Annotated in this window: 15 protein-coding genes and 3 pseudogenes; 7 read left to right on the top strand and 11 right to left on the bottom strand. The window is 70.2% G+C overall.

Annotated features, from left to right (window positions below; translation table 11 throughout):
- Positions 1 to 7 precede the first annotated feature (7 nt).
- The 4 genes and pseudogenes from pucL (at position 8) to NRF20_RS09905 (ending at position 4,379) form a co-directional block, all read left to right on the top strand.
- A complete protein-coding gene (gene pucL, locus NRF20_RS09920) occupies positions 8 to 964 on the top strand; it encodes a factor-independent urate hydroxylase (RefSeq protein ID WP_398634037.1) in 957 nt (318 codons plus the stop codon).
- Between the two features lie 98 nt (positions 965 to 1,062).
- A pseudogene (locus NRF20_RS09915) lies at positions 1,063 to 1,236 on the top strand (purine permease); the annotation flags it as partial.
- A gap of 43 nt (positions 1,237 to 1,279) precedes the next feature.
- Positions 1,280 to 2,677: an 8-oxoguanine deaminase gene (locus NRF20_RS09910; RefSeq protein WP_398634036.1), complete on the top strand. Its 1,398-nt coding sequence runs from the start codon at positions 1,280 to 1,282 to the stop codon at positions 2,675 to 2,677.
- 247 nt (positions 2,678 to 2,924) lie between these two features.
- Positions 2,925 to 4,379: a nucleobase:cation symporter-2 family protein gene (locus NRF20_RS09905; protein ID WP_398634035.1), complete on the top strand. Its 1,455-nt coding sequence runs from the start codon at positions 2,925 to 2,927 to the stop codon at positions 4,377 to 4,379.
- A gap of 93 nt (positions 4,380 to 4,472) precedes the next feature.
- Here the strand turns inward: NRF20_RS09905 and NRF20_RS09900 are convergent, their stop codons facing one another.
- From NRF20_RS09900 to NRF20_RS09870, 7 genes and pseudogenes are all read right to left on the bottom strand, one after another.
- The gene (locus NRF20_RS09900; protein ID WP_398634034.1) at positions 4,473 to 5,348 is read right to left on the bottom strand and encodes a chitosanase; all 876 of its coding nucleotides are present in this window, start codon (positions 5,346 to 5,348) and stop codon (positions 4,473 to 4,475) included.
- A gap of 161 nt (positions 5,349 to 5,509) precedes the next feature.
- A pseudogene (locus NRF20_RS09895) lies at positions 5,510 to 5,792 on the bottom strand (IS5/IS1182 family transposase); the annotation flags it as partial.
- 227 nt (positions 5,793 to 6,019) lie between these two features.
- Positions 6,020 to 6,460 (bottom strand): hypothetical protein, encoded by a 441-nt coding sequence (locus NRF20_RS09890; protein ID WP_413752427.1) that lies wholly within the window; start codon positions 6,458 to 6,460, stop codon positions 6,020 to 6,022.
- Positions 6,461 to 6,784: 324 nt separating this feature from the next.
- The gene (locus NRF20_RS09885) at positions 6,785 to 7,180 is read right to left on the bottom strand and encodes a hypothetical protein (RefSeq protein WP_413752426.1); all 396 of its coding nucleotides are present in this window, start codon (positions 7,178 to 7,180) and stop codon (positions 6,785 to 6,787) included.
- A gap of 1,054 nt (positions 7,181 to 8,234) precedes the next feature.
- Positions 8,235 to 8,595: pseudogene (locus tag NRF20_RS09880) on the bottom strand (transposase); the annotation flags it as partial.
- Between the two features lie 80 nt (positions 8,596 to 8,675).
- On the bottom strand, positions 8,676 to 8,984 hold the full coding sequence (locus NRF20_RS09875) for an SH3 domain-containing protein (RefSeq protein ID WP_413752425.1): 309 nt from the start codon (positions 8,982 to 8,984) through the stop codon (positions 8,676 to 8,678).
- A 189-nt stretch (positions 8,985 to 9,173) separates the two neighbouring features.
- Positions 9,174 to 9,953 carry a chitosanase gene (locus tag NRF20_RS09870; protein WP_413754554.1) on the bottom strand — a complete coding sequence of 260 codons (780 nt, stop codon included), beginning with the start codon at positions 9,951 to 9,953 and terminating at the stop codon, positions 9,174 to 9,176.
- Between the two features lie 120 nt (positions 9,954 to 10,073).
- On the opposite strand from NRF20_RS09870, the gene NRF20_RS09865 reads away from it, so the two are divergent.
- Both NRF20_RS09865 and NRF20_RS09860 read left to right on the top strand, forming a co-directional pair.
- Positions 10,074 to 10,757 (top strand): alpha/beta fold hydrolase, encoded by a 684-nt coding sequence (locus NRF20_RS09865; RefSeq protein ID WP_093895914.1) that lies wholly within the window; start codon positions 10,074 to 10,076, stop codon positions 10,755 to 10,757.
- Between the two features lie 105 nt (positions 10,758 to 10,862).
- Positions 10,863 to 12,992 (top strand): hypothetical protein, encoded by a 2,130-nt coding sequence (locus NRF20_RS09860; RefSeq protein ID WP_398634029.1) that lies wholly within the window; start codon positions 10,863 to 10,865, stop codon positions 12,990 to 12,992.
- Between the two features lie 90 nt (positions 12,993 to 13,082).
- On the opposite strand, the gene NRF20_RS09855 is transcribed toward NRF20_RS09860, so the two are convergent.
- Both NRF20_RS09855 and NRF20_RS09850 read right to left on the bottom strand, forming a co-directional pair.
- A complete protein-coding gene (locus NRF20_RS09855; protein ID WP_398634028.1) occupies positions 13,083 to 13,697 on the bottom strand; it encodes a TIGR03086 family metal-binding protein in 615 nt (204 codons plus the stop codon).
- A 36-nt stretch (positions 13,698 to 13,733) separates the two neighbouring features.
- On the bottom strand, positions 13,734 to 14,678 hold the full coding sequence (locus NRF20_RS09850; protein WP_398634027.1) for an amidohydrolase family protein: 945 nt from the start codon (positions 14,676 to 14,678) through the stop codon (positions 13,734 to 13,736).
- A gap of 258 nt (positions 14,679 to 14,936) precedes the next feature.
- Between NRF20_RS09850 and NRF20_RS09845 the strand changes: the two genes are divergently transcribed.
- Positions 14,937 to 15,929 carry a fibronectin type III domain-containing protein gene (locus NRF20_RS09845; protein WP_413752424.1) on the top strand — a complete coding sequence of 331 codons (993 nt, stop codon included), beginning with the start codon at positions 14,937 to 14,939 and terminating at the stop codon, positions 15,927 to 15,929.
- Positions 15,930 to 15,992: 63 nt separating this feature from the next.
- Here the strand turns inward: NRF20_RS09845 and NRF20_RS09840 are convergent, their stop codons facing one another.
- Entirely contained in the window at positions 15,993 to 17,150 is a 1,158-nt protein-coding gene (locus NRF20_RS09840) for a DUF2201 family putative metallopeptidase (protein WP_398634025.1), read from the bottom strand.
- A 55-nt stretch (positions 17,151 to 17,205) separates the two neighbouring features.
- A complete protein-coding gene (locus tag NRF20_RS09835; RefSeq protein ID WP_398634052.1) occupies positions 17,206 to 18,435 on the bottom strand; it encodes an AAA family ATPase in 1,230 nt (409 codons plus the stop codon).
- Between the last annotated feature and the right edge of the window lies 1 nt (position 18,436).

The raw sequence follows: 18,436 nt of genomic DNA, 5'->3' as shown, positions 1-18,436 counted from the left end.
CACCGACATGACCGCCGATTCCCACCGCCCCCGCCCTGTGATCCTCGGCCAGAACCAGTACGGCAAAGCGGAGAACCGCGTCGTCAGGATCACGCGGGACGGCGACACCCACCACATCAAGGACCTGAACGTCTCCATCGCCCTCTCCGGCGACATGGACGATGTCCACTACTCCGGCTCCAACGCCCACGTCCTGCCGACCGACACCACCAAGAACACGGTGTACGCGTTCGCCAAGGAACACGGCATCGAGTCGGCCGAACAGTTCGGCATCCACCTCGCCCGCCACTTCGTGACGTCGCAGGAGCCGATCAGGACGGCCAGGATCCGGATCGAGGAGTACGCCTGGGAGCGCATCGCCACCTCGGACGCCAACTCACAGTTCATCGGCGCCGACGAGGTCAAGCACTCCTTCGTACGCAAGGGCCAGGAGACGCGCACCACCCAGATCACTTTCGACGGCGAGAAGTGGCAGATCATCTCGGGGCTCAAGGACCTCGTGGTGATGAACTCCACCAACTCCGAGTTCTGGGGCTACGTCAAGGACAAGTACACGACGCTCAAGGAGGCGTACGACCGCATCCTCGCGACCGAGGTGTCCGCCAAGTGGCGGTACAACTGGACCAGCGACGACGCTCGGATGCCCAACTGGGAGAAGTCCTACGAGCAGACGCGCAAGCACATGCTCCAGGCCTTCGCCGAGACGTACTCCCTCTCCCTGCAGCAGACCCTGTACCAGATGGGCTCGCGCATCATCAACAGCCGCAGCGAGGTCGACGAGATCCGCTTCTCGCTGCCGAACAAGCATCACTTCCTGGTGGACCTGGAGCCGTTCGGTCTAAAGAACGATACCGATGACGGCGCTGTCTACTTCGCGGCGGACCGCCCGTACGGCCTGATCGAGGCCACCGTGCTGCGGGACGGAGTCGAGCCGCAGATCCCGGTCGACATGACCAACCTCTGACGCGGCGCCGAGCCGGTCCCCGCCCGCACACAGCCGGGCGGGGACCGGCCGGACCGAAGGGAATCCCCATGACAAAGGTGCGCAGCCGCTATGTCGTCGCGGGCATCATCCCGCTCGCCGCGCCCGGCTTCTACGCGGGATTCCCGTCCTGGGCCCAGACCGTCCTGGGCTCCGGCATCAGCGCCGGAGCGCTCGCCGCGGTCCTGCTCAATCTGTTCTTCCACCATCTCGGCACCCACGGCCGCCCGGCTGTGGCACTCAAATCCTCCTAGGGTCCTGCCGTGCCCGTATCGCCGGAAAAGAAGAGGAAGCACCATGGCAGCATCGGCAGCTCCTGAGCACGTGGAACGCATCGTCATCGAGAACTGTTCGATCGCGACCGTCGACGCCGACGACACCGAGTACGCCTCGGGCCATGTCGTCGTCGCGGGCAATCGCATCGAATTCGTCGGCGCGGGCCGGGCACCCGAGGGCCTGGAGAACGTCGTACGCCGCATCGACGGCACCGGGCATCTGGCCACCCCAGGCCTGATCAACACGCACCACCACTTCTACCAGTGGATCACCCGCGGCCTGGCCACCGACCACAACCTGTTCGACTGGCTGGTCGCGCTGTACCCGACGTGGGCGCGCATCGACGAGCCGATGGTCCGTGCCGCCGCGCAGGGTTCGCTCGCCATGATGGCGCGCGGCGGCGTCACCACGGCCATGGACCACCACTACGTCTACCCGCGGGGGACCGGTGATCTGTCCGGCGCCATCATCGGGGCCGCCCGTGACATGGGTGTACGGTTCACCCTCGCCCGCGGCTCCATGGACCGCAGCGTGAAGGACGGCGGGCTGCCGCCGGACTTCGCCGTGGAGACCCTGGACGGTGCGCTCGCCGGAACGGAGGCGACCGTCGACGCGCACCACGATGCCTCGTTCGACGCGATGACCCAGGTCGCCGTCGCACCCTGCTCCCCGTTCTCCATCTCCACCGAACTGCTGCGACAGGGAGCCGAGTTGGCCCGCCGCAAGGGGGTGCGCATGCACACCCACGGATCGGAGACCGTGGAGGAGGAGAAGTTCTGCCACGAGCTGTTCGGGATGGGTCCGACCGACTACTTCGAGTCGACCGGCTGGCTCGGCGACGACGTATGGATGGCGCACTGCGTCCATATGAACGACTCCGACATCGCCGCCTTCGCCCGCACCGAAACGGGCGTGGCGCACTGCCCCTCGTCCAACGCCCGGCTCGCCGCAGGCATCGCCCGGGTGCCCGACATGCTCGCCGCGGGCGTCCCGGTCGGCCTCGGTGTCGACGGCACCGCCTCCAACGAGTCCGGCGAACTCCACACCGAACTGCGCAACGCCCTCCTCATCAACCGCCTCGGCGCCCACCGCGAAAAGGCCCTGAATGCCCGTCAGGCCCTGCGCCTGGGAACGTACGGCGGCGCCCAGGTACTCGGCCGCGCCGACCAGATCGGCTCCCTGGAGCCCGGCAAGCTCGCCGACCTGGTGCTCTGGAAGCTGGACACTCTCGCCCACGCCTCCATCGCCGATCCGGTGACCGCACTCGTCTTCGGCGCCGCGGCGCCCGTCACCCTCTCCCTCGTCAACGGCAAGCCGGTCGTCGAGGGCAACCACCTGATCACCGCGGACGAGGACGCCATCGCCCGCGCCACCCGCGACGAGGCCCGCCGCCTCGCGCAGATCGCCGCCGGAGCCTGACGCTCCGGGGCACCCCCCGATACCGGCCGGCCGAGGGGGACGGCCCTCGGCCGGCCGCCGTGGACCCGAGCGGGGCCCACGGCAACCGGTGCAGGGGGCGGGTACTTGCACGTACGCGCCCCCGTACCGGTGAACAAAGCTGCCCGCACCAGCTGCACGACCTGCCCCACCTGCACCAACGCACCACTTGCATCACCTCCCTGACACCCACGTCGCCGCAGACGTGCACCCGACCGGAGGAACCGCCGTGGCAGCTACGCCCAGGTTTCGCAACGACGCAGTCGCAGCACCCGATGCCGACCCCCACCTCGACCCCGTCCGCGATTCGGCCTCGGCAGACCGGAAACACCCGGTCGACGAAACACTTCCCCCGCTGAGGATGTTCACCAGCGGCCTCCAGCACGTGGCCGCGATGTACGCGGGTGTGGTGGCCCCGCCGATGATTCTGGGACCCGCCGTGGGCCTCACCCCCGAGGAGACCGCCTTCCTGATGGGGGCGAGCCTCTTCACCGCGGGCCTGGCCACCCTGCTCCAGACCCTCGGCTTCTGGCGCATCGGCGCCCGGCTGCCGTTCGTCAACGGTGTCTCGTTCGCAGGGGTGACCCCGATGGTGGCGATAGGAAAGGACCGCGGACACGACGGCATCGCCGTCATCTTCGGCGCGATCATCGTCGCCGGCCTGCTCGGCTTCCTGCTCGCCCCGTACTTCTGCAAGCTGGTCCGCTTCTTCCCGCCCGTCGTCACCGGCACCGTGATCACGCTGATCGGCGTCTCGCTGTTGCCGGTCGCCTTCAACTGGTCCCAGGGCGGCAATGCCACGGCCGGCGACTACGGCTCGACGACCAACATCACCATGGCCGCGGTCACGCTGGTGATCGTCCTCGCCCTGCGCAAACTGCTGCGCGGCTTCCTCCAGCAGATCGCCATCCTGCTCGGACTGGTCGTCGGCACGCTGATCGCGATCCCGGTCGGCATCACCGACTTCGGCGCCATCAAGGAAGCCGACCTGGTCGGCTTCCCGACGCCGTTCCATTTCGGGGCACCGCAGTTCGAGGTCGCCGCGATCGTGTCCATGTGCATCGTGATGCTGGTCTGCATGACCGAGTCCACCGCGGACATGCTGGCTCTCGGCAGGATCGTCGGCCGTCCGGCGGACGAGCGGACCATCGAGGGCGGCCTGCGTGCCGACACCCTGGGCAGCGCCATCAGCCCGCTCTTCAACGGCTTCATGTGCAGTGCCTTCGCCCAGAACATCGGGCTGGTCGCGATGACCAAGGTCCGCAGCCGCTTCGTGGTGGCCGCGGGCGGCGGCATCCTGATAGTGCTCGGGCTCGTCCCCGTAGCCGCATCCGTCATCGCGCTCGTCCCGCTGCCCGTCCTCGGCGGCGCGGGCATCGTGCTCTTCGGTTCGGTCGCCGCGAGCGGCATCCAGACACTGGCGACCGCCGCGTTGGAGAAGGGCGAGAACGCGCTGATCGTGGCAGCGGCCGTGGGCATCGGCCTGATCCCGATCGCCGCCCCCGACTTCTACCACGCGTTCCCGAAGGATGCGCTCGTCGTGCTCGACTCCGGGATCTCGACCGGATGTGTTGTGGCGATCGTGCTCAACCTGGCCTTCAACCACCTCGGCAGGAAGCCGGATCCGGATCCGACGCCGCAGGAGCAGAGCCCGGAGGCCGCGGCTCCGGTGGCTGCACACTGACCGGAGCCGAATTCGGCCGGTACGGCGCTGTGGCGCGTACGCAGACCCCGACGGGTACTGCCGTACGCGCCACAGGCGTGACCCGGGTGTGCGTCAGCCGATGTGGTAGCTGTCGCCGTACACCTTCCAGTCGAGCGGCGGATCCAGGTTCAGATTGCCCTTCTTCAGGAAGACCCGCTGAGCGGTGTCCACCCGGCTGGTGTCCGAGTGGGCCTCCTCCTGCTGCATCGCCCAGACCCGGGCGTCCAGGAAGGCGTTGAGATACGTGACCTCGTTGCCGCCCTGGGCCGGCGGCTTCGCCTTCGCCAGGGCCCGCTTGCGGATGGAGCTGAAGCTGGTGCTGTCGCCGCCGTCGCCGTGCATCACGATGGCGTCGTAGTACGCGAACTGGCCCAGCGTACCGATGCCGTCGGCCTTGCCCTGCTTGACGGCCGGGTTGAAGTACACCCGGTCCCGCTCGTCGTCCTGCGCCTTCTTGAACGCGGAGTCGGAGGCGGCCTTCGCCCAGTCCTTGGTGAAGTTCGGGTCGAGACCGCTGTGCGAGGGGGTGCCGTTGACCTTCCGCAGCGCGGGGAGGTACTTGGCGAGGACGTTGTCGGACTTGCGCTCGGTGTACAGCTCGACGAGGTCGAGCATGTCGCCCGTACCGGAACAGAAACCGATGATGCCTGCGGTGTAGCCGCGGTCGTCGTCGATGTCCTCAATGTACTTGTACTGGGACTTCCAGTTGAGGGAGGAGTTCTCGGCGCTGGAAACCAGCTGCATGGCGATTTCCTTCTTCGCCGGATCGTCGAGCCCGGTCGCGGCGGCGTGCTGAACCACCGCCGTCTGCTGATGTACCGCCGGATGCGTGGGTGCACCGGCGTAGGCCGTGACGGGTATCGCCGTGAGGGTCAATCCGACCGCGATGACCGCGATGCGCACGGAGCGGGTGTTGCGACGTGCGGTGCGTGTGTGGGGAGTGTGCACCAGTCCTCCAAGGGGAGTTCGTCGTTCCATCAGTTTGTTAGGAAGCTTTCCTATCAGAGTTGAGCGAGTGCCGTACACCCCTTTGACGCAAGGGAGTTGGGAACGTGCCCCGGGACACAGGAAGGCCCCGCACCGCACGGAAGGCGGACGCTGTCGGTTGATTCGGTGCCTGCTTCGGCCCGTCGGTCGTTTGATCGGCGGGGCGAAGTGCTGCGAAGCGGCGGGTGCGGGCGCGGGTGCGGGCGCGGGCGCGGGGTGTGTCGGTGAGGTGGGCGCCGACGCGGGCAAGGTTGATCGCTGCTCCGGTGAGCTGGTCCTGGCGAGCCCGCGGCAGCGGGATCTGCGTAGGCCGCAGCGTCGAACGCCGTGGGAAATTGTGCCTTCGACGCCGGCACGCATCTTGTCACGCTCTTTCCACCGCGTGGTCTGCTGCTCGGCCCGGCGCTGGTGCAGGACCTCAGGCCGCCCGTGCCACCCGCACCGTCTCCGCCGGAACCCCACCCGGTCCACTCGGCCGCATCGACATCGACACACTCCCCATACGGCAACGTCGGTTCCCAGGACCACAACCAGGTCTTGGGAACCGACGTCAAACGAGGCCTCGAATTAGCCAACAGTGTCCGCAAAAGGCGCGGTGCGGGGCACAGTGCTGTTTCGGGTGAGCCTGCGGCCTACTTGTCGGCCTTGTCCAGGCGCCAGGCCACCATTCCTGTGGCCCCCGGCATTCCCTCGGTGTCGATCCTGATCTTGGCCGCTGAGGCTGTGAGGCGCTGGCGAAGTGGGACGCCGTCGCATTTCACGGTCTGGCGGACGGTGTTCTTCAGGGCTATGGACAGGGTGATCTCGCCCTTTCCGGCGCAGGCGACCGCCAACTTGTACGAACGCCCTCGCATCAGCTCCGGTTCGGTGTGGAGTCCATCGCTGACACGTTCAAGGCCGGCCTCGACAAACAGCGGATCGCTGTCGCTGACCTCCTCTGTGTCGAGAGCTTCTTGGACCTGCTTACCGAGTCTCTCCTCAGCGCGGTCGGACGTTTCGGAGGGGTGCTTCCGTTGCTGCCCAGGACTGCTTTCCGGCGTGCTCGGCCCGGTTGGCCCGCCGGAGTCGCTCATGCACCCAACGGTGAGGGCAACGCACACTACGGAAACGCAACAGAGGGCGAGGCTACGCCGCAAGGGGCGCGGTTGGGGCGTCATGAATTCGTCGTCCAGAATCGCCAACCGGTCTCCGTGGTAGGAAGCTTCGCAGTGCCTGAGCCAATCTTTACCTTTCTACAACGGTCGGAACTGGTCTTGTACTTTGCCCAGTTCACCTTGTAGCCCCAAGAACCGTACTGCAGGTGACCGTACTTCTTTGCGGGGATGGCATGCGTGTATGAGTGCCCCACGGTGACCCCCACTTCCGCAACCACCTTGACGCTGTACTCCGCCTTGACCTCAGCGATAATGGCACTGAAACTGGCCCCCCCCGGTGCCACTGACCTCGCCCGCCTTCTCGACGCTGACCCTCATCGATCCGCCCGGACCGTCCTTGAAGCTGGTGCCGTTCCACCAGGACGGAACGTGGTAGGCCGTCTTGCCGCTTACTTCGTACCACTGCTTGACCGGGTTGTCGCAGCGCATGGGCCCGATATCACCGTCGGCGCTCACCTCAGGCAGAGCAGCAAGGGCACGATCGGCGGCAGCCTCGACGGCCGACTTGGAAGGGCCCTCCACCACGCTGTCAGCTGATTCCTGCGTGGCGATCTGGTCGGCTGTGACAGCTTCAGGTGCTACATCGGCTGAGGCCTCTGTTGCGTCGGCTGCGGTAGCCAGTGCCGCAGTGAGGATCAAGGCCGTGACTGGAGTGAGAACGCACCGCATTGTTGCTTTTCGCACGTGGATTCCCCCTGTGGGTGACACCCATTTGACTGGTCGGGTCTGTACACAACCTATGCAACTTCCCTGGTTTCATTGGGTGCTTATCGTATTTTCTGAGGAAGGCTTGAGGGGGCGGATCCGGGGCGGCATATGTCATCAAGCGGTGAGGAGAAGGTCGATGGCGGAGGCATCGGCCGTCCAGGCGGCGGTCGCAGGGACGACGAAGGAGGTCCTTGGGGGTGCCGAAGTAGATCACCGCAGCAGGAGGGCCAGCTCCAGAACGGTCAGCTGCATGCACCTGTAGTCGCTCACCATCGGTTCCATTCACCGTCCGCGCCAGGCTTCGGGGCGGCCGGGCGCGGCTGCTACGGTGGAATTCTCACTCCAAGAGCGACAACGACCCCCGCCACTGGCGGGGGTCGTTGTCGTTACCGGCTCAGCTGTTCGACGGCTGGGTGTTGTACAGCGGCGCCTTCGCGTATCCGAGCAGCCAGCCGAACCGCGGGCTCACCTGCTTCTCGGCCAGGCAAAACAGGTACTAGTACACGAACACGGCGGGCCTTGGGGCAAGGCCCGGCGGTGGGCGTGAGGATGCCGCTCACCGCGCCCTTTCGAGTTCGAGTCCGATGGTCGTAGCCCGGGTGATCACACCCGCCCGACCACGGCGGGACTCCGGTGCGCAGTAGCGATACGTACAGATACGGATGCGGTGCGACGGGGCCAGTCGCGGGTCTGCCACTGAAGTGCCGGGTTCTGGTCTCGCCAGTTACTAGCAGACAGGTTTGACGAAGCATCAGGTTGTCATCGCCACCGATACCCGCCGCCTGTCGCTCTCCTGCGGATGTGCCCCGAGTCGGCGTTCTCGACGGCCAGGACAGGGCCGCGGTCGTCGCGCCGACGGGCTCCTGGTGGAGCTGGCTGACGTCGACTACAGCGGTCGGGCCGCACCCGGGGCTGGCCGCGCCCCGGATCTACCGGGCGAGTCGCTGGTCGCGGATCTCGGCAGCCGGGCGGCGAGGGGTTCGGGCCGTTCACCTGCGGGTGTGACCAGGCGGTCACGGAACTCCGACAGCACCGAGAAATCGAAGCCCGGATCAGCCAGGTCCAGCCCGAGGGCGTACTTGAAATCGATCCTCGCCCGCAATGCCTCCGTGGCCTGCCGGTCGGTGAGCCCCTCCACAAACTGCATGACCGGCATCAGCGCCGCCCGGCCCAGTGACCGAGCCTGCTTCCCCCGCGACGGGAACAGGTCCGCGAACTCCTCGCCGCTGAACAAGGGCCCCAGCTCGTCCCGGCCCCGGATTGCCGGACTGCCCTCCGGGAAGGCCGCCCGCCACCCGCACTGTCTCCGCCGGAACCCCAACCGGTCCACTCGGCCGCATCGGCATCGGCACACTCCCCCTACGACAACGTCGGTTCCCAGGACCACAACCAGGTCTTGGGAACCGACGTCACACGTGCGCCGTCCTCAGCAGTCGAGGTAGGCGGCGTGGATCCAGACGCCTGTGGGGCCGCCCCACAGGTCGCCCATGACCCAGTTGCCCTGCCGGCCGCGGTAGTTGAGGTTCTGGCCCCGGTTCACCTGACCAAGAACCGGGTACTCGGAGCCCGGTCCGCCGCGGAAATTCACCCCGTTGTCGTTGACGGTGCAGACCGCGGCCGGCGCCTTCGCCGCCTGCACGGCGGCGGGGCTCTGCACGGCCTGGGCGGTGGGGCTGAGGGCCAGCCCGAGACCGGCGGCCAGGACCGTCGCGGCCAGCATCATCTTCTTCATCATGCGGAACTCTCCTCCGTATTCCGGCCCACATCCGCGTGTGCCGTTCGTCAGCCTCAACTGAGCCGCAGACCGTCGGGTCACGGGTCCGGATCGCCCTGCGTGGAGGAGTGAAAGCGCAGGTCAAATGACATGTGCACCGGCGTACGCAGTCAGCGGGGCGGACGCTTCCCGCGCCCGTCGATCACGGGTTTAACGGGCGTCGATCCGGTAACCGTCGCCGTACACCCGCCACCGCAGCGGTGTCTCCAGCCCGAACCTGCCCTCGCTCACGAACACCCGCTGGGCCGTCTCGATCCGGCTGGTGTCGGAGTGCGAGGGCTCCTTGCGCATCGCTGCGACACGGGCGTCGAGGAAGGCGTTCAGATAGGCCGCCTCGTCCCCGCCGCGCGCCGGTGGCGCAGCCGCGGTGATCGCCTCACGACGGATCGTACGGAAGCCGACCGTGCCGTCCGTGTCGCCGTACCCGTGCATCACATAGGCGTCGTAATAGATGAACTGCCCCAGGGCGCCGAGTCCGTCCGCCTCGGCCCGGACGACCGCCGGGTCGAAGTACGACCGGTCGCGCTCGGCGTCCTGCGCGGACCGGAAGGCGGGGTCGGCGGCCGCCGCGGCCCAGGCCTCGGTGAACGGGCGGCCGAGCCCGTCGTGCGCATCGCTGCCCCGTACGGCGCGCAGGGCGGGGAGGAACCGTGCCAGCGGATTGCCGGGACGTGCCGCCGCGTACCGCTCGACGACCTTCAGCATGTCGCCGGTGCCGGAACAGAAGCCGATGATGCCGGCGGTGTAGCCGCGGCCGTCGTCGATGTCCTCGATGTACTTGTACTGGGCTTTCCAGTCGAGCGAGGAGTTCTCCGCGCTGGAGACCAGCTGCATGGCGATTTCCTTCTTCGTCGGATCGTCGAGCCCAGCTTCCGGCCCGCTCTCGGCGGACCCGGCCGCCGAGCAGCCGGAGAGCACGGAGACGGCCATGACGACAGTGGCGACAGCGATGAGCAGCGGGCGGGGAACGATATTCACCCCTCAACCCTGCCAGGCCGCGGGGAGCCGGGGGTGAAAGGTCTTCGCTCATTCGGCTGTAGCGTCATGGGTATGGAAGATCAGTCTGTTGTGGATGTCGGCGATGTACGGCTGGCGTATCGGACCTGGGGCGACCCCTTCGGCTCGCCCGTGGTACTGCTGCACGGCCTCGGCGGCTCCGCCGCGAGCTGGGAGGCGGCCGGGAGTCTGCTCGGCGAACAGTGGCGGGTGTACGCCATCGACCTGCGCGGTCATGGCGAGAGCGACTGGCCGGACGAGTACTCCGTCGAGCTGATGCGGGACGACGTCCTCGGCTTCCTCGACGAGTGCGAGCTCGACCGGGTGGGCCTGGTCGGCCACTCGATGGGCGGTGTCGTCGCGCATCTGCTCGCCCAGGAGCACGCGGACCGGGTGGAGCGGCTGGTGCTGGTGGAGACCCCGCCACCGTTCCCGAGCGAGCTGAAGCCGGCCGCCGAACCGGAGGGGCCGGTGGACTACGACTGGGCTGTCGTCGCTCCCATCCGGGCCGAGGTGGCCGACCCCGACCCCGAGTGGGCGGCCGGCCTCGGCGAGATCGTCGCGCCGACGCTGATGATCGCCGGCGGCCCGGAGTCCACCATGCCCCAGGGGCGCCTGCAGGACATGGCCTCGCTGATCCCGGACTGCCGGCTGATCACGATCGGGGGCGGTCACCGGGTGCATGAGGTCCACCCCGACCAGGTCGCCCAGCAGATCACGGAGTTCTTCACCAGCTGAAAGACCTGCGGCTGTCGGCCCACCGCCCGGCCCCGCCGCGTGTGCTGCCCTTCGGCTCCGCCCGCGGCCGGGGCGTTGTCAGTGCCGGGTGCCATGATCCGTTCCATGGAGCTCGCACTGTTCTTCGCCGATGTCGACGCCCAGCCGTGGGCCGAACTGCAGCATGCCTACGGGAGCGCCGCCGACGTGCCCGACTGCCTGCGGGCACTGGCGGGGGACGACGCGGATGCGGCGTCCGAGGCGATCTCCGAGCTGTACGGCAGCATCCTGCATCAGGGTTCGGTCTACGAGGCCACGGCTCGTGCCGTGCCGTACATCGCACAGCTCGCCGGGGCCGGGTACCGCACGGAGGACCTGCTGGTGCTGCTCGGCGGGATAGCGGAGGGCGGCGCGGACCACGGCGACACGGACGAAGCCGCCTGCCGGTCGGCCGTCGTCGGCCAACTGCCCCTGATTCTCACATCGGTCGACGCCGAGGAGTCCGGGCTGCGGCGGGCCGCGGTGTGGGCCGCCGCGATGACGGGGGCGGCTGATCGGGTGCTGCCGGTGCTCCGGCGGCGCCGGAGGCAGGAGAGGGATCCCCTCGTACGCGCCGAACTCCTCGGGGCCATGGCGCATCTTGATCCGGCGGGGACGGCTGCCGCGGCAACCGAAACCATGGGCACGGACGAGCCCGGCGAGGTGAGGATCGCAGCGCTGCTGGCCTGTGTGGACGCCGGACTGCCGTGGACCTCCGCGCACCACGAGGCGATGCTGTCCCTCCTTCCCGCGGACGAGCTCGTCGAGGGCCGCCTCGACCTGGAGCGGAACGAACCGCTGCAGTATGTCGTCGAAGCGCTGCTGCTCCGCGACACCGACGCGGATCGCGAAGCGGTGTACAGCCTGCTCGACGCCGCACTGCGCAGCGCGGTGCCCGAAGCGCGTGCGGAGGCGCTCTGGGCGGCCGAGACGGCCTGTCAGCTCTCGCGTAGCGCCCCGGAACGGCTGGTCGCCCCCGTGGTGGCGTCGGTCGCCGACCCGGCCTCTGTACCGCCGGCGTACTCGCTCCTCAAGAAGCTGGGCACACATGCCGTGTCGGCTGCTCCGGTGCTGGCCCGGCTGGCCGAGGGAGAGGGCGATCCCGCGGACCGGGCCCTGGAAGCGCTCGTCGCCGTGGCCCCGGACCGGGCCGCGCCCCTCCTGGCCCGTGACCTGGGGCAGCGCCCGCGTGCGCTCGGTGCGGCGTGCGGCTTCCTGATCGGAGGGACGGCCGACACCTCGTTCCCGTACGACGCCGCACTGCTGGACGCGATCCGTGCCCGGCTGGGTGCGGACGACCTGGACGGCAATGAGCCCATCCGGCTCACGGCCCTGCTCGGTGCCTGGGGGAGCCGGGCGTCCGCCGCCCTGCCCGAACTGCGGTCCGCGCTGCCAAGATTCCCGAGGGTGGTGCCGAAGGCGCTGGCCGCAGTCTGCCCACCGGAACACCGCGCGGCGACGGCAGAACTCCTGACCACTGCGGCCCGCTCCGGACCGGAGGACGGCCGGCTCGCTGCGGCACAGGCCGTGCGCCGACTGACCGGGGAGACCGGCCCCCTGCTGGCGGCGGTTGCCGCCCAGTTGGCCCGGGGCGGCCATGACGTCCGCGAGGCTGCGGGACTTGCCGCCGAGTTGGGCCCTGAGGCGGCCGGCCTGGTGCCCGCCCTGCGGTCCGCGCTCAGCGCGCCGGAGGAGGACCGCAACATTCCGCAGCTCGACAGCGACGTCGAGATCGCCGCAGCCCTGTGGCGCATCACCGGTGATGCGGAATTGGCGGTGCCGGTCCTGGCCGGTGTGCTCGCCGAGGACGGGCCGAGGTGGATGCGCTGGACGTTCAGCCGTGCCGCACGGGCAGCGGCCCGCATGGGCGCCGCGGCCCGGCCGCTGGTTCCCGCGCTGGAGGGCTTGCTGACGGACCGGCTGCAGACTCCGGCCGCCGTGCTCGCGCTGCACGCGATCGGACCCGAATCCCTCGACGGCCCCCGTCTGGCGGGTCTGGTCCTGGACTCCGCCGAGGAGGACGCCGACGCCGTGACCGCGCTGGAGGCGCTCGTCGCCCTCGGCTGCACCGCCCTCTCCGAAGACCACCGCCGCCGCCTGACGGCTCTTGCCGAGCGGGACCTCAGGGTGACGGCCTCGGGCCTGGAATCGGGGATGGCCCCGGCCGACGAACGACTGCGCGAGCAGGCACGTGAGGCGGCGCGCATGCTGAGCTGACCCGGGCCGGGTCCGGCCACCGGCCGTCCCGGCCCAGCGCCTCGGGCCGCCCCGTTTCGCCCCGGCCCAGCGGCCTCAGCTGCCCACCGCTCAGTCGCCCGGCTGCCAGTCCGGGCGGCGGCCGCTCATGGCGACGGCCCGGTCGACCAGGGGTGCGTCGGCCGGGACCGGAACCGGCGGACCGAAGATGCGCTCGGACCGGGGGACGGTGTCGCTGGGGGTCAGCATGGCCAGCGAGACGCGCAGGCTCGCCTCGTCCGCCTCATACTTCTGGCCGGTCGAATGGGCCAGGTCCCAGCCGTGGATCACCAGCTCGTCCAGCACGACCGCCGCGGCCACCTCGCCCGGCATGTCGACGCCGCCCGCCCTGGTCATGCCCTGCCGGGCGGCAGGATCGCGCCAGGCCGTCACCAGCTCGTCCAGCAACGGCGGCAGCGCTTCGCGCCAGCTGTCACGCAGGACCGGAAGTGCGGCGTCGGGGGCGGTGTCGGTCGTCGGTCCGAAGTCCTTGCGCGCCGCGTCGCGGAAGGCCGTGGTCAGCCCGACCACGTGGGCGAGCAGCTCCCGTACCGTGTAGTCGGGACAGGGCGTCGGGCCGGCCAGCTGCTGTTCGTCGATACCGTCGAGCAGGCCGGCGATCTGCCGGGCCGCAGGCTCCAGATCGATCGTGGGAATCGTGGGTGTCGTCTCCGTGTGCGTATCCATACAGTGTGGACTGCTCCGGCGCCCGGAACTCATCGCTCATCGCACGACGCGTCCCCGGAGCACGATCCGGCTCGGGTGATCCAGCGCGGCAGAGTCCAGGGTCGGGTCGGTGGCGTACGCGACGACGTCGGCGGGAGCGCCGTCCACGAGCCCCGGCAGACCGAGCCAGGCCCTCGCCGTCCAGGACGCCGCGCCCAGCGCTGCCTGGGCCGGCAGCCCGGCCCGTACCAGCCAGTCCATCTCGCCGGCGACCGTCCCGCACGGGAAGGAGTCCGTCCCCGCCAGCACCGTCACATCCGCCTCGTGGGCCGCGCGCACATTGCTGAGCATGGTGTCCCAGCCGGCCAGCCAGAGATCACGTCGCACGCTCGGCTCCCGCGCTCGCATCGCGTCCACCTTCGCGCCGAAGACGCTCAGTGTCGGCCCGAACGCCGTGCCCTGTGCGGCCATTTGGTCCAGCAGCGCCGGGTCCAGATGCATACCGTGCTCCAGACGGTCAGCGCCCGCCAGTACGGCATTTCGCGTGCCCTCGGCGGTCTGGCAGTGCACCGCCACCTTGCCGCCGGCCGCGTGCACCGCCTCCACCACCGAGGTCAACAGCGGCGGCGGTAGGGCGGGTTCGTCAGCGTGCCAGTCACCGATGACCTTGCACCACCCGGACGACGCGGCCGCCTCCTCCACGGCCGCGCGCACCAACTCGGCCTCGCTCACATCCCGTCCGAACCCGGGGAAGAACCGGCCGGGCGTCGCCAGCCACCGCCCCGCCGATGTCACGCGCGGCAACTCAGGGTCCTTCTCCACCCACGCGGGCATCCGTTGCGAGGTGCCAGGGGCGCGCACTCCCGCATCCCGGTGCTCGCCCAACTGCCTGCGCAGCTCCTCGTCGAAGGGGGTGCCCGGCTCCAGCGCCCCGGGATGCGTGTGTACGTCGACGAGTCCGGGCAGCAGCCAGCCAGCCGCCGTCGACGATCGTCTCCGCATCCCGGCCCGCGAGCCCGCCCGGCGGCCCGCCGGCGCGCAGTACCTCGCCGTCGATCCGGAACTCGCGCTCCTCGCGCTCCGACAGCACAACCCCGCGTATGCACAGCATCAGCCGACCGTACGTCACATCCGCCACCCCGCCAACGGACCGCCGACGCACGATCGCCCGCGCACACCGGCACATTGCGGAACGTTCCGCTCGACCCTCTTGTCGGCGACCCCGCGCCATGCGATACAGGTCTGGACCATTGCTGCCGGATGGAAGGCACGACCGTGCAAAGCCCCCACGCAACCGCCGCGTCGGCCTGCTCCGCCGCCCTGCTCCTCGCCGCGCTCACCGCCTGCGGCTCCACCCCGGAAGCGGACACCCGGAAACCCACGACACCGGGCCATGTGACAGCACGGGCCAGCAGCGCCACCTCCGTGCACGTCATGTGGGAGCCGGCCACCGACAACAAGGCGGTCACCGGCTACGAGGTCTACCGCAAGGGCGAGAGGGTGAAGTCCGTCGCGGCGACCAAGGTGATGATCGACGTCGACGGACTGACCGCCTCGACCGCCTACACCTTCACCGTCCACGCCCGTGACGCCGCCGGGAACCTCTCCGCGCCGAGCGCCGCCGCGACCGTCACCACACCCGCCCCGACCCCCGCCGACCACGAGCCGCCGACCCGCCCGGTGAAACTGCGCGGCACGGCGGACGGCAGCCGGGCGGCGAACCTCTCCTGGGGCGGCTCGACGGACGACGTCGGCGTCACCTCGTACGACATCTACCAGGAGGACTCCCGGATCCACAGCGTGCCCGGCACGCAGACCACGGCGCATCTGACCGGACTGCGCCCCGGCACCGTCTACACCTTCACCGTCCGCGCCCGCGACGCCGCCGACACCTCCTCGCCCGACAGCAACGCCCTCGACCTCACCACCGCGTCGGCGCCGGGCGCACCGGCCGGTACCGCCCCCACCGACCTGCGGATCAGCAACCACGCCCAGGGCAAGGAGTACGCCATCGACCTGGATTGGAAACAGCCCGGGACGGGCGGCGAGATCCCGGCGTACCAGCTCTTCATGGACCGCCGGCTGACCACCACGATCGTGTGGGGCTCCACCCCGCCCACAGGCCGGGCGAGTTACCGGCTCACCGTCAGCGACCCTCGCGGCACCCGCTATTCGATGAAGATCCGCGCCAAGCTGCCGGACGGGAAGTGGGGTGACTTCTCCGCCCAGCGCACGGTCGTCCTCGGCGACTGAAGCCACATACCGTCCGCTGTCCCCGGGGCGGGTGCAGTGGGTGACGCGACGTCCCGGCCGGCCTCAGGAGGTGACGCGCACGGTCTCCACCCACCTCGGGGGCTGCGGGGCGTCCGGGCCGATGAGCGCCGCGACGAGCCGGCACGAGGGGGCCTCGTCAGGCCAGGGCGTACAGCCGTCGGTGAGGACGACGACGATGTTCGGACGGTCCCGCGCCGCGAGGGCGGCCGCGATGCCCACCCGCATGTCCGTGCCACCGCCCCCGCTCAGCGTGATCTGCTCGGCGGCCGTCACCCGGGACACGGTCTGTACATCGGCGTCGCAGGCCAGCACGGTGACGCGGTTGCCCCGGATGCCCACCTCCCGCAGCACTCCGGTGACCTCCGCCAGTGCCGAGGCGAGCTCCTCGTCGCCCATCGACCCCGAGGTGTCGATCACGACGGCGACACGGGGCAGCGGACGGCGCAGGCTGGGCAGGACGACGCCGCGGAGCGCCGCGCTGCGGCGGGACGGGCGGCGGTAGGTGTAGTCGATCGCCCCGGCGGCCCACGCGGCGGCCTCCCGTACCGCGCCCGCGAGCGCCTGCCGCCAGTCGACCGTGGGCTCCAGGACCTGGTCCGCCCAGCGCTGCCAGCCCGCCGGGAGGCTGCCCCGGCTGCGCCGGTGAGCGCGCATGGCCTCCGCGGTGTGGCGCCGCAGCGCATCCGCCTCGACCGGGCCGAGACGCGTCGGCCCGTCGGCCCCGGTCAGCTCCCAGAGCGCCGGTTGTCCATGGGCGCCGGACCCGCAGTTGTGCGGGGGCGGGCCCGGCGGCAGACCGGGGAGATACGCCTCGAAGAGCTGCCCGTTCGGCAGGCCGAAGAGCCGCGGCTCCATCCGGCCGGCCGGCAGAGGCAGCCCGTCGGCGATGAGGTCGTCGTTGATCTCGCAGTCCTGGGCGACATTGACGCGGTGCGGGTCACGCTGGTCGGCGGCGGGCAGCCGCTCCGCCCGCCCGTGGTGATCACGCAGCAGGTGCGCCACCTCGTGCACCCACACCGCCGCGAGCTCCGCCACCGGTGTCGCGTCGACGAAGGCGGGTGACACATAGCAGCGCCAGTGCCGGTCCACGCCCATGGTCGGCACCTCGGTGCTCGCCACCACCGACAGGGCGTACAGCGCCGAGGCCAGGTAGGGCCGGTCGCTTGCCGCCCGGTAGCGGGCGGCGAGCAGCTTCGTCATGTCCAACTGGGGCCGCCCTGGGGCGGTTTCCGGTTCCGGCACCGACGTGCCCGCCTCAGCCGCTCTGCGGCAGGGCGCCGGACAGCTGCAGCAGTTCCACGAAGGCGTCGATGCCTTCCGGCACCGGCCAGTCGGCGTCCCGCATCGCCGCCAGGTCCACCGCCGCCCTGGCCGCCACATCGGGCACACCCGTGTCCACGGCCTTCGCCAGCACCGCCCAGCCGGCCTCCCAGCGGGAGCGGGTGAGGTCGCCCTGGACGGCCGCGACGACCGCGATGAGGAAGGCAAGTTGCCGGTCGCCGCGTTCGGGCAGGGCGAACGCGGCGGGGTTCGCCAGTACGCGGTCGGGGTCGGGCAGATCGAGGTTCTCCAGGTAGGACAGCAGCTCGATGCCCGCACCGTCCCCCACGGCCCCGGTCAACGCGGCCGCCATCGCCTCCCGCCCGGTGTCCGTCGCGTACCCGGTGGCGAGCAGCCGCAGCGCCATGTCCCAGGTCCGCGGGGACGGCCAGGCCCGGCCCCGGCTCTCCGCGTCGGCCGGAATGTGATGGACGAGGCCGGGGCGTGCGGTCAGGAAGCCGGAGATCGCACCCCGGGCCCGTGCCGCCGAGCCCGCGACCCTGGCGGCGTCGACGACCGGCACCGCGGCCTTCGGCCACGTACCGGCCATGCCGCGCGCCACGGTGCGCGGATCGTGCGTCCACTGGAGGTGTACGAAACGGTTGGCGAGCGGTGGGCTGAGGTGCCAGCCGTCCGCCGCGCTCGACGGCGGATTCGCCGCCGCCACGATGCGCACGGACTCCGGCAACGCCAGACTGCCCACGCGGCGTTCGAGCACGACGCGCAGCAGCGCCGCCTGCACGGCCGGGGGAGCAGAGGACAACTCGTCGAAGAACAGCAGTCCCCGGCCCGTGCGCGCGAGCCGGACCGCCCAGTCCGGCGGGGCCATCGGCACCCCGGTCACGGCCGGATCGTCGCCGACGACGGGCAGACCGGCGAAGTCGGAGGGTTCGTGCACACTTGCGATGACCGTTTCCAGCGGGAGGCCGAGCCCGGCAGCGAGCTGCTCCATGCCGGCCGACTTGCCGATGCCCGGCTCACCCCAGAGCAGTACCGGCTGATTGGCCGTCACTGCCAGTGCCAGTGCCTCCAGTTGGGGAACGGCGGCCGCTTCCGTGCGCGAGGTGCGCAGCCTGCGATTCAGCTCGTCCGCGGCGTCCAGCGGTCCCGGTACGGTGGCCGGAGGCGGCGGTACGGGCGGCTGGCCGGGTGTGCTGGAGGCGATG

Source organism: Streptomyces sp. R-74717 (genome assembly GCF_047305335.1).
GTDB lineage: Bacteria > Actinomycetota > Actinomycetes > Streptomycetales > Streptomycetaceae > Streptomyces > Streptomyces atratus.
Note: the sequence above shows the minus strand (reverse complement) of the source record. Positions and strands in the feature narration are given on the sequence as shown.

Excerpts from the sequence above, each read along its gene's own strand:
- pucL (WP_398634037.1), top strand. The coding sequence starts at position 8 with ATGACCGCCGATTCCCACCGCCCCCGCCCTGTGATCCTCGGCCAGAAC.
- NRF20_RS09910 (WP_398634036.1), top strand. The coding sequence starts at position 1,280 with ATGGCAGCATCGGCAGCTCCTGAGCACGTGGAACGCATCGTCATCGAG.
- NRF20_RS09890 (WP_413752427.1), bottom strand. The coding sequence starts at position 6,460 with ATGAGCGACTCCGGCGGGCCAACCGGGCCGAGCACGCCGGAAAGCAGT.
- NRF20_RS09875 (WP_413752425.1), bottom strand. The coding sequence starts at position 8,984 with ATGATGAAGAAGATGATGCTGGCCGCGACGGTCCTGGCCGCCGGTCTC.
- NRF20_RS09870 (WP_413754554.1), bottom strand. The coding sequence starts at position 9,953 with ATGGCCGTCTCCGTGCTCTCCGGCTGCTCGGCGGCCGGGTCCGCCGAG.
- NRF20_RS09865 (WP_093895914.1), top strand. The coding sequence starts at position 10,074 with ATGGAAGATCAGTCTGTTGTGGATGTCGGCGATGTACGGCTGGCGTAT.
- NRF20_RS09860 (WP_398634029.1), top strand. The coding sequence starts at position 10,863 with ATGGAGCTCGCACTGTTCTTCGCCGATGTCGACGCCCAGCCGTGGGCC.
- NRF20_RS09855 (WP_398634028.1), bottom strand. The coding sequence starts at position 13,697 with ATGGATACGCACACGGAGACGACACCCACGATTCCCACGATCGATCTG.
- NRF20_RS09850 (WP_398634027.1), bottom strand. The coding sequence starts at position 14,678 with ATGCGGAGACGATCGTCGACGGCGGCTGGCTGGCTGCTGCCCGGACTC.
- NRF20_RS09845 (WP_413752424.1), top strand. The coding sequence starts at position 14,937 with ATGGAAGGCACGACCGTGCAAAGCCCCCACGCAACCGCCGCGTCGGCC.
- NRF20_RS09840 (WP_398634025.1), bottom strand. The coding sequence starts at position 17,150 with ATGACGAAGCTGCTCGCCGCCCGCTACCGGGCGGCAAGCGACCGGCCC.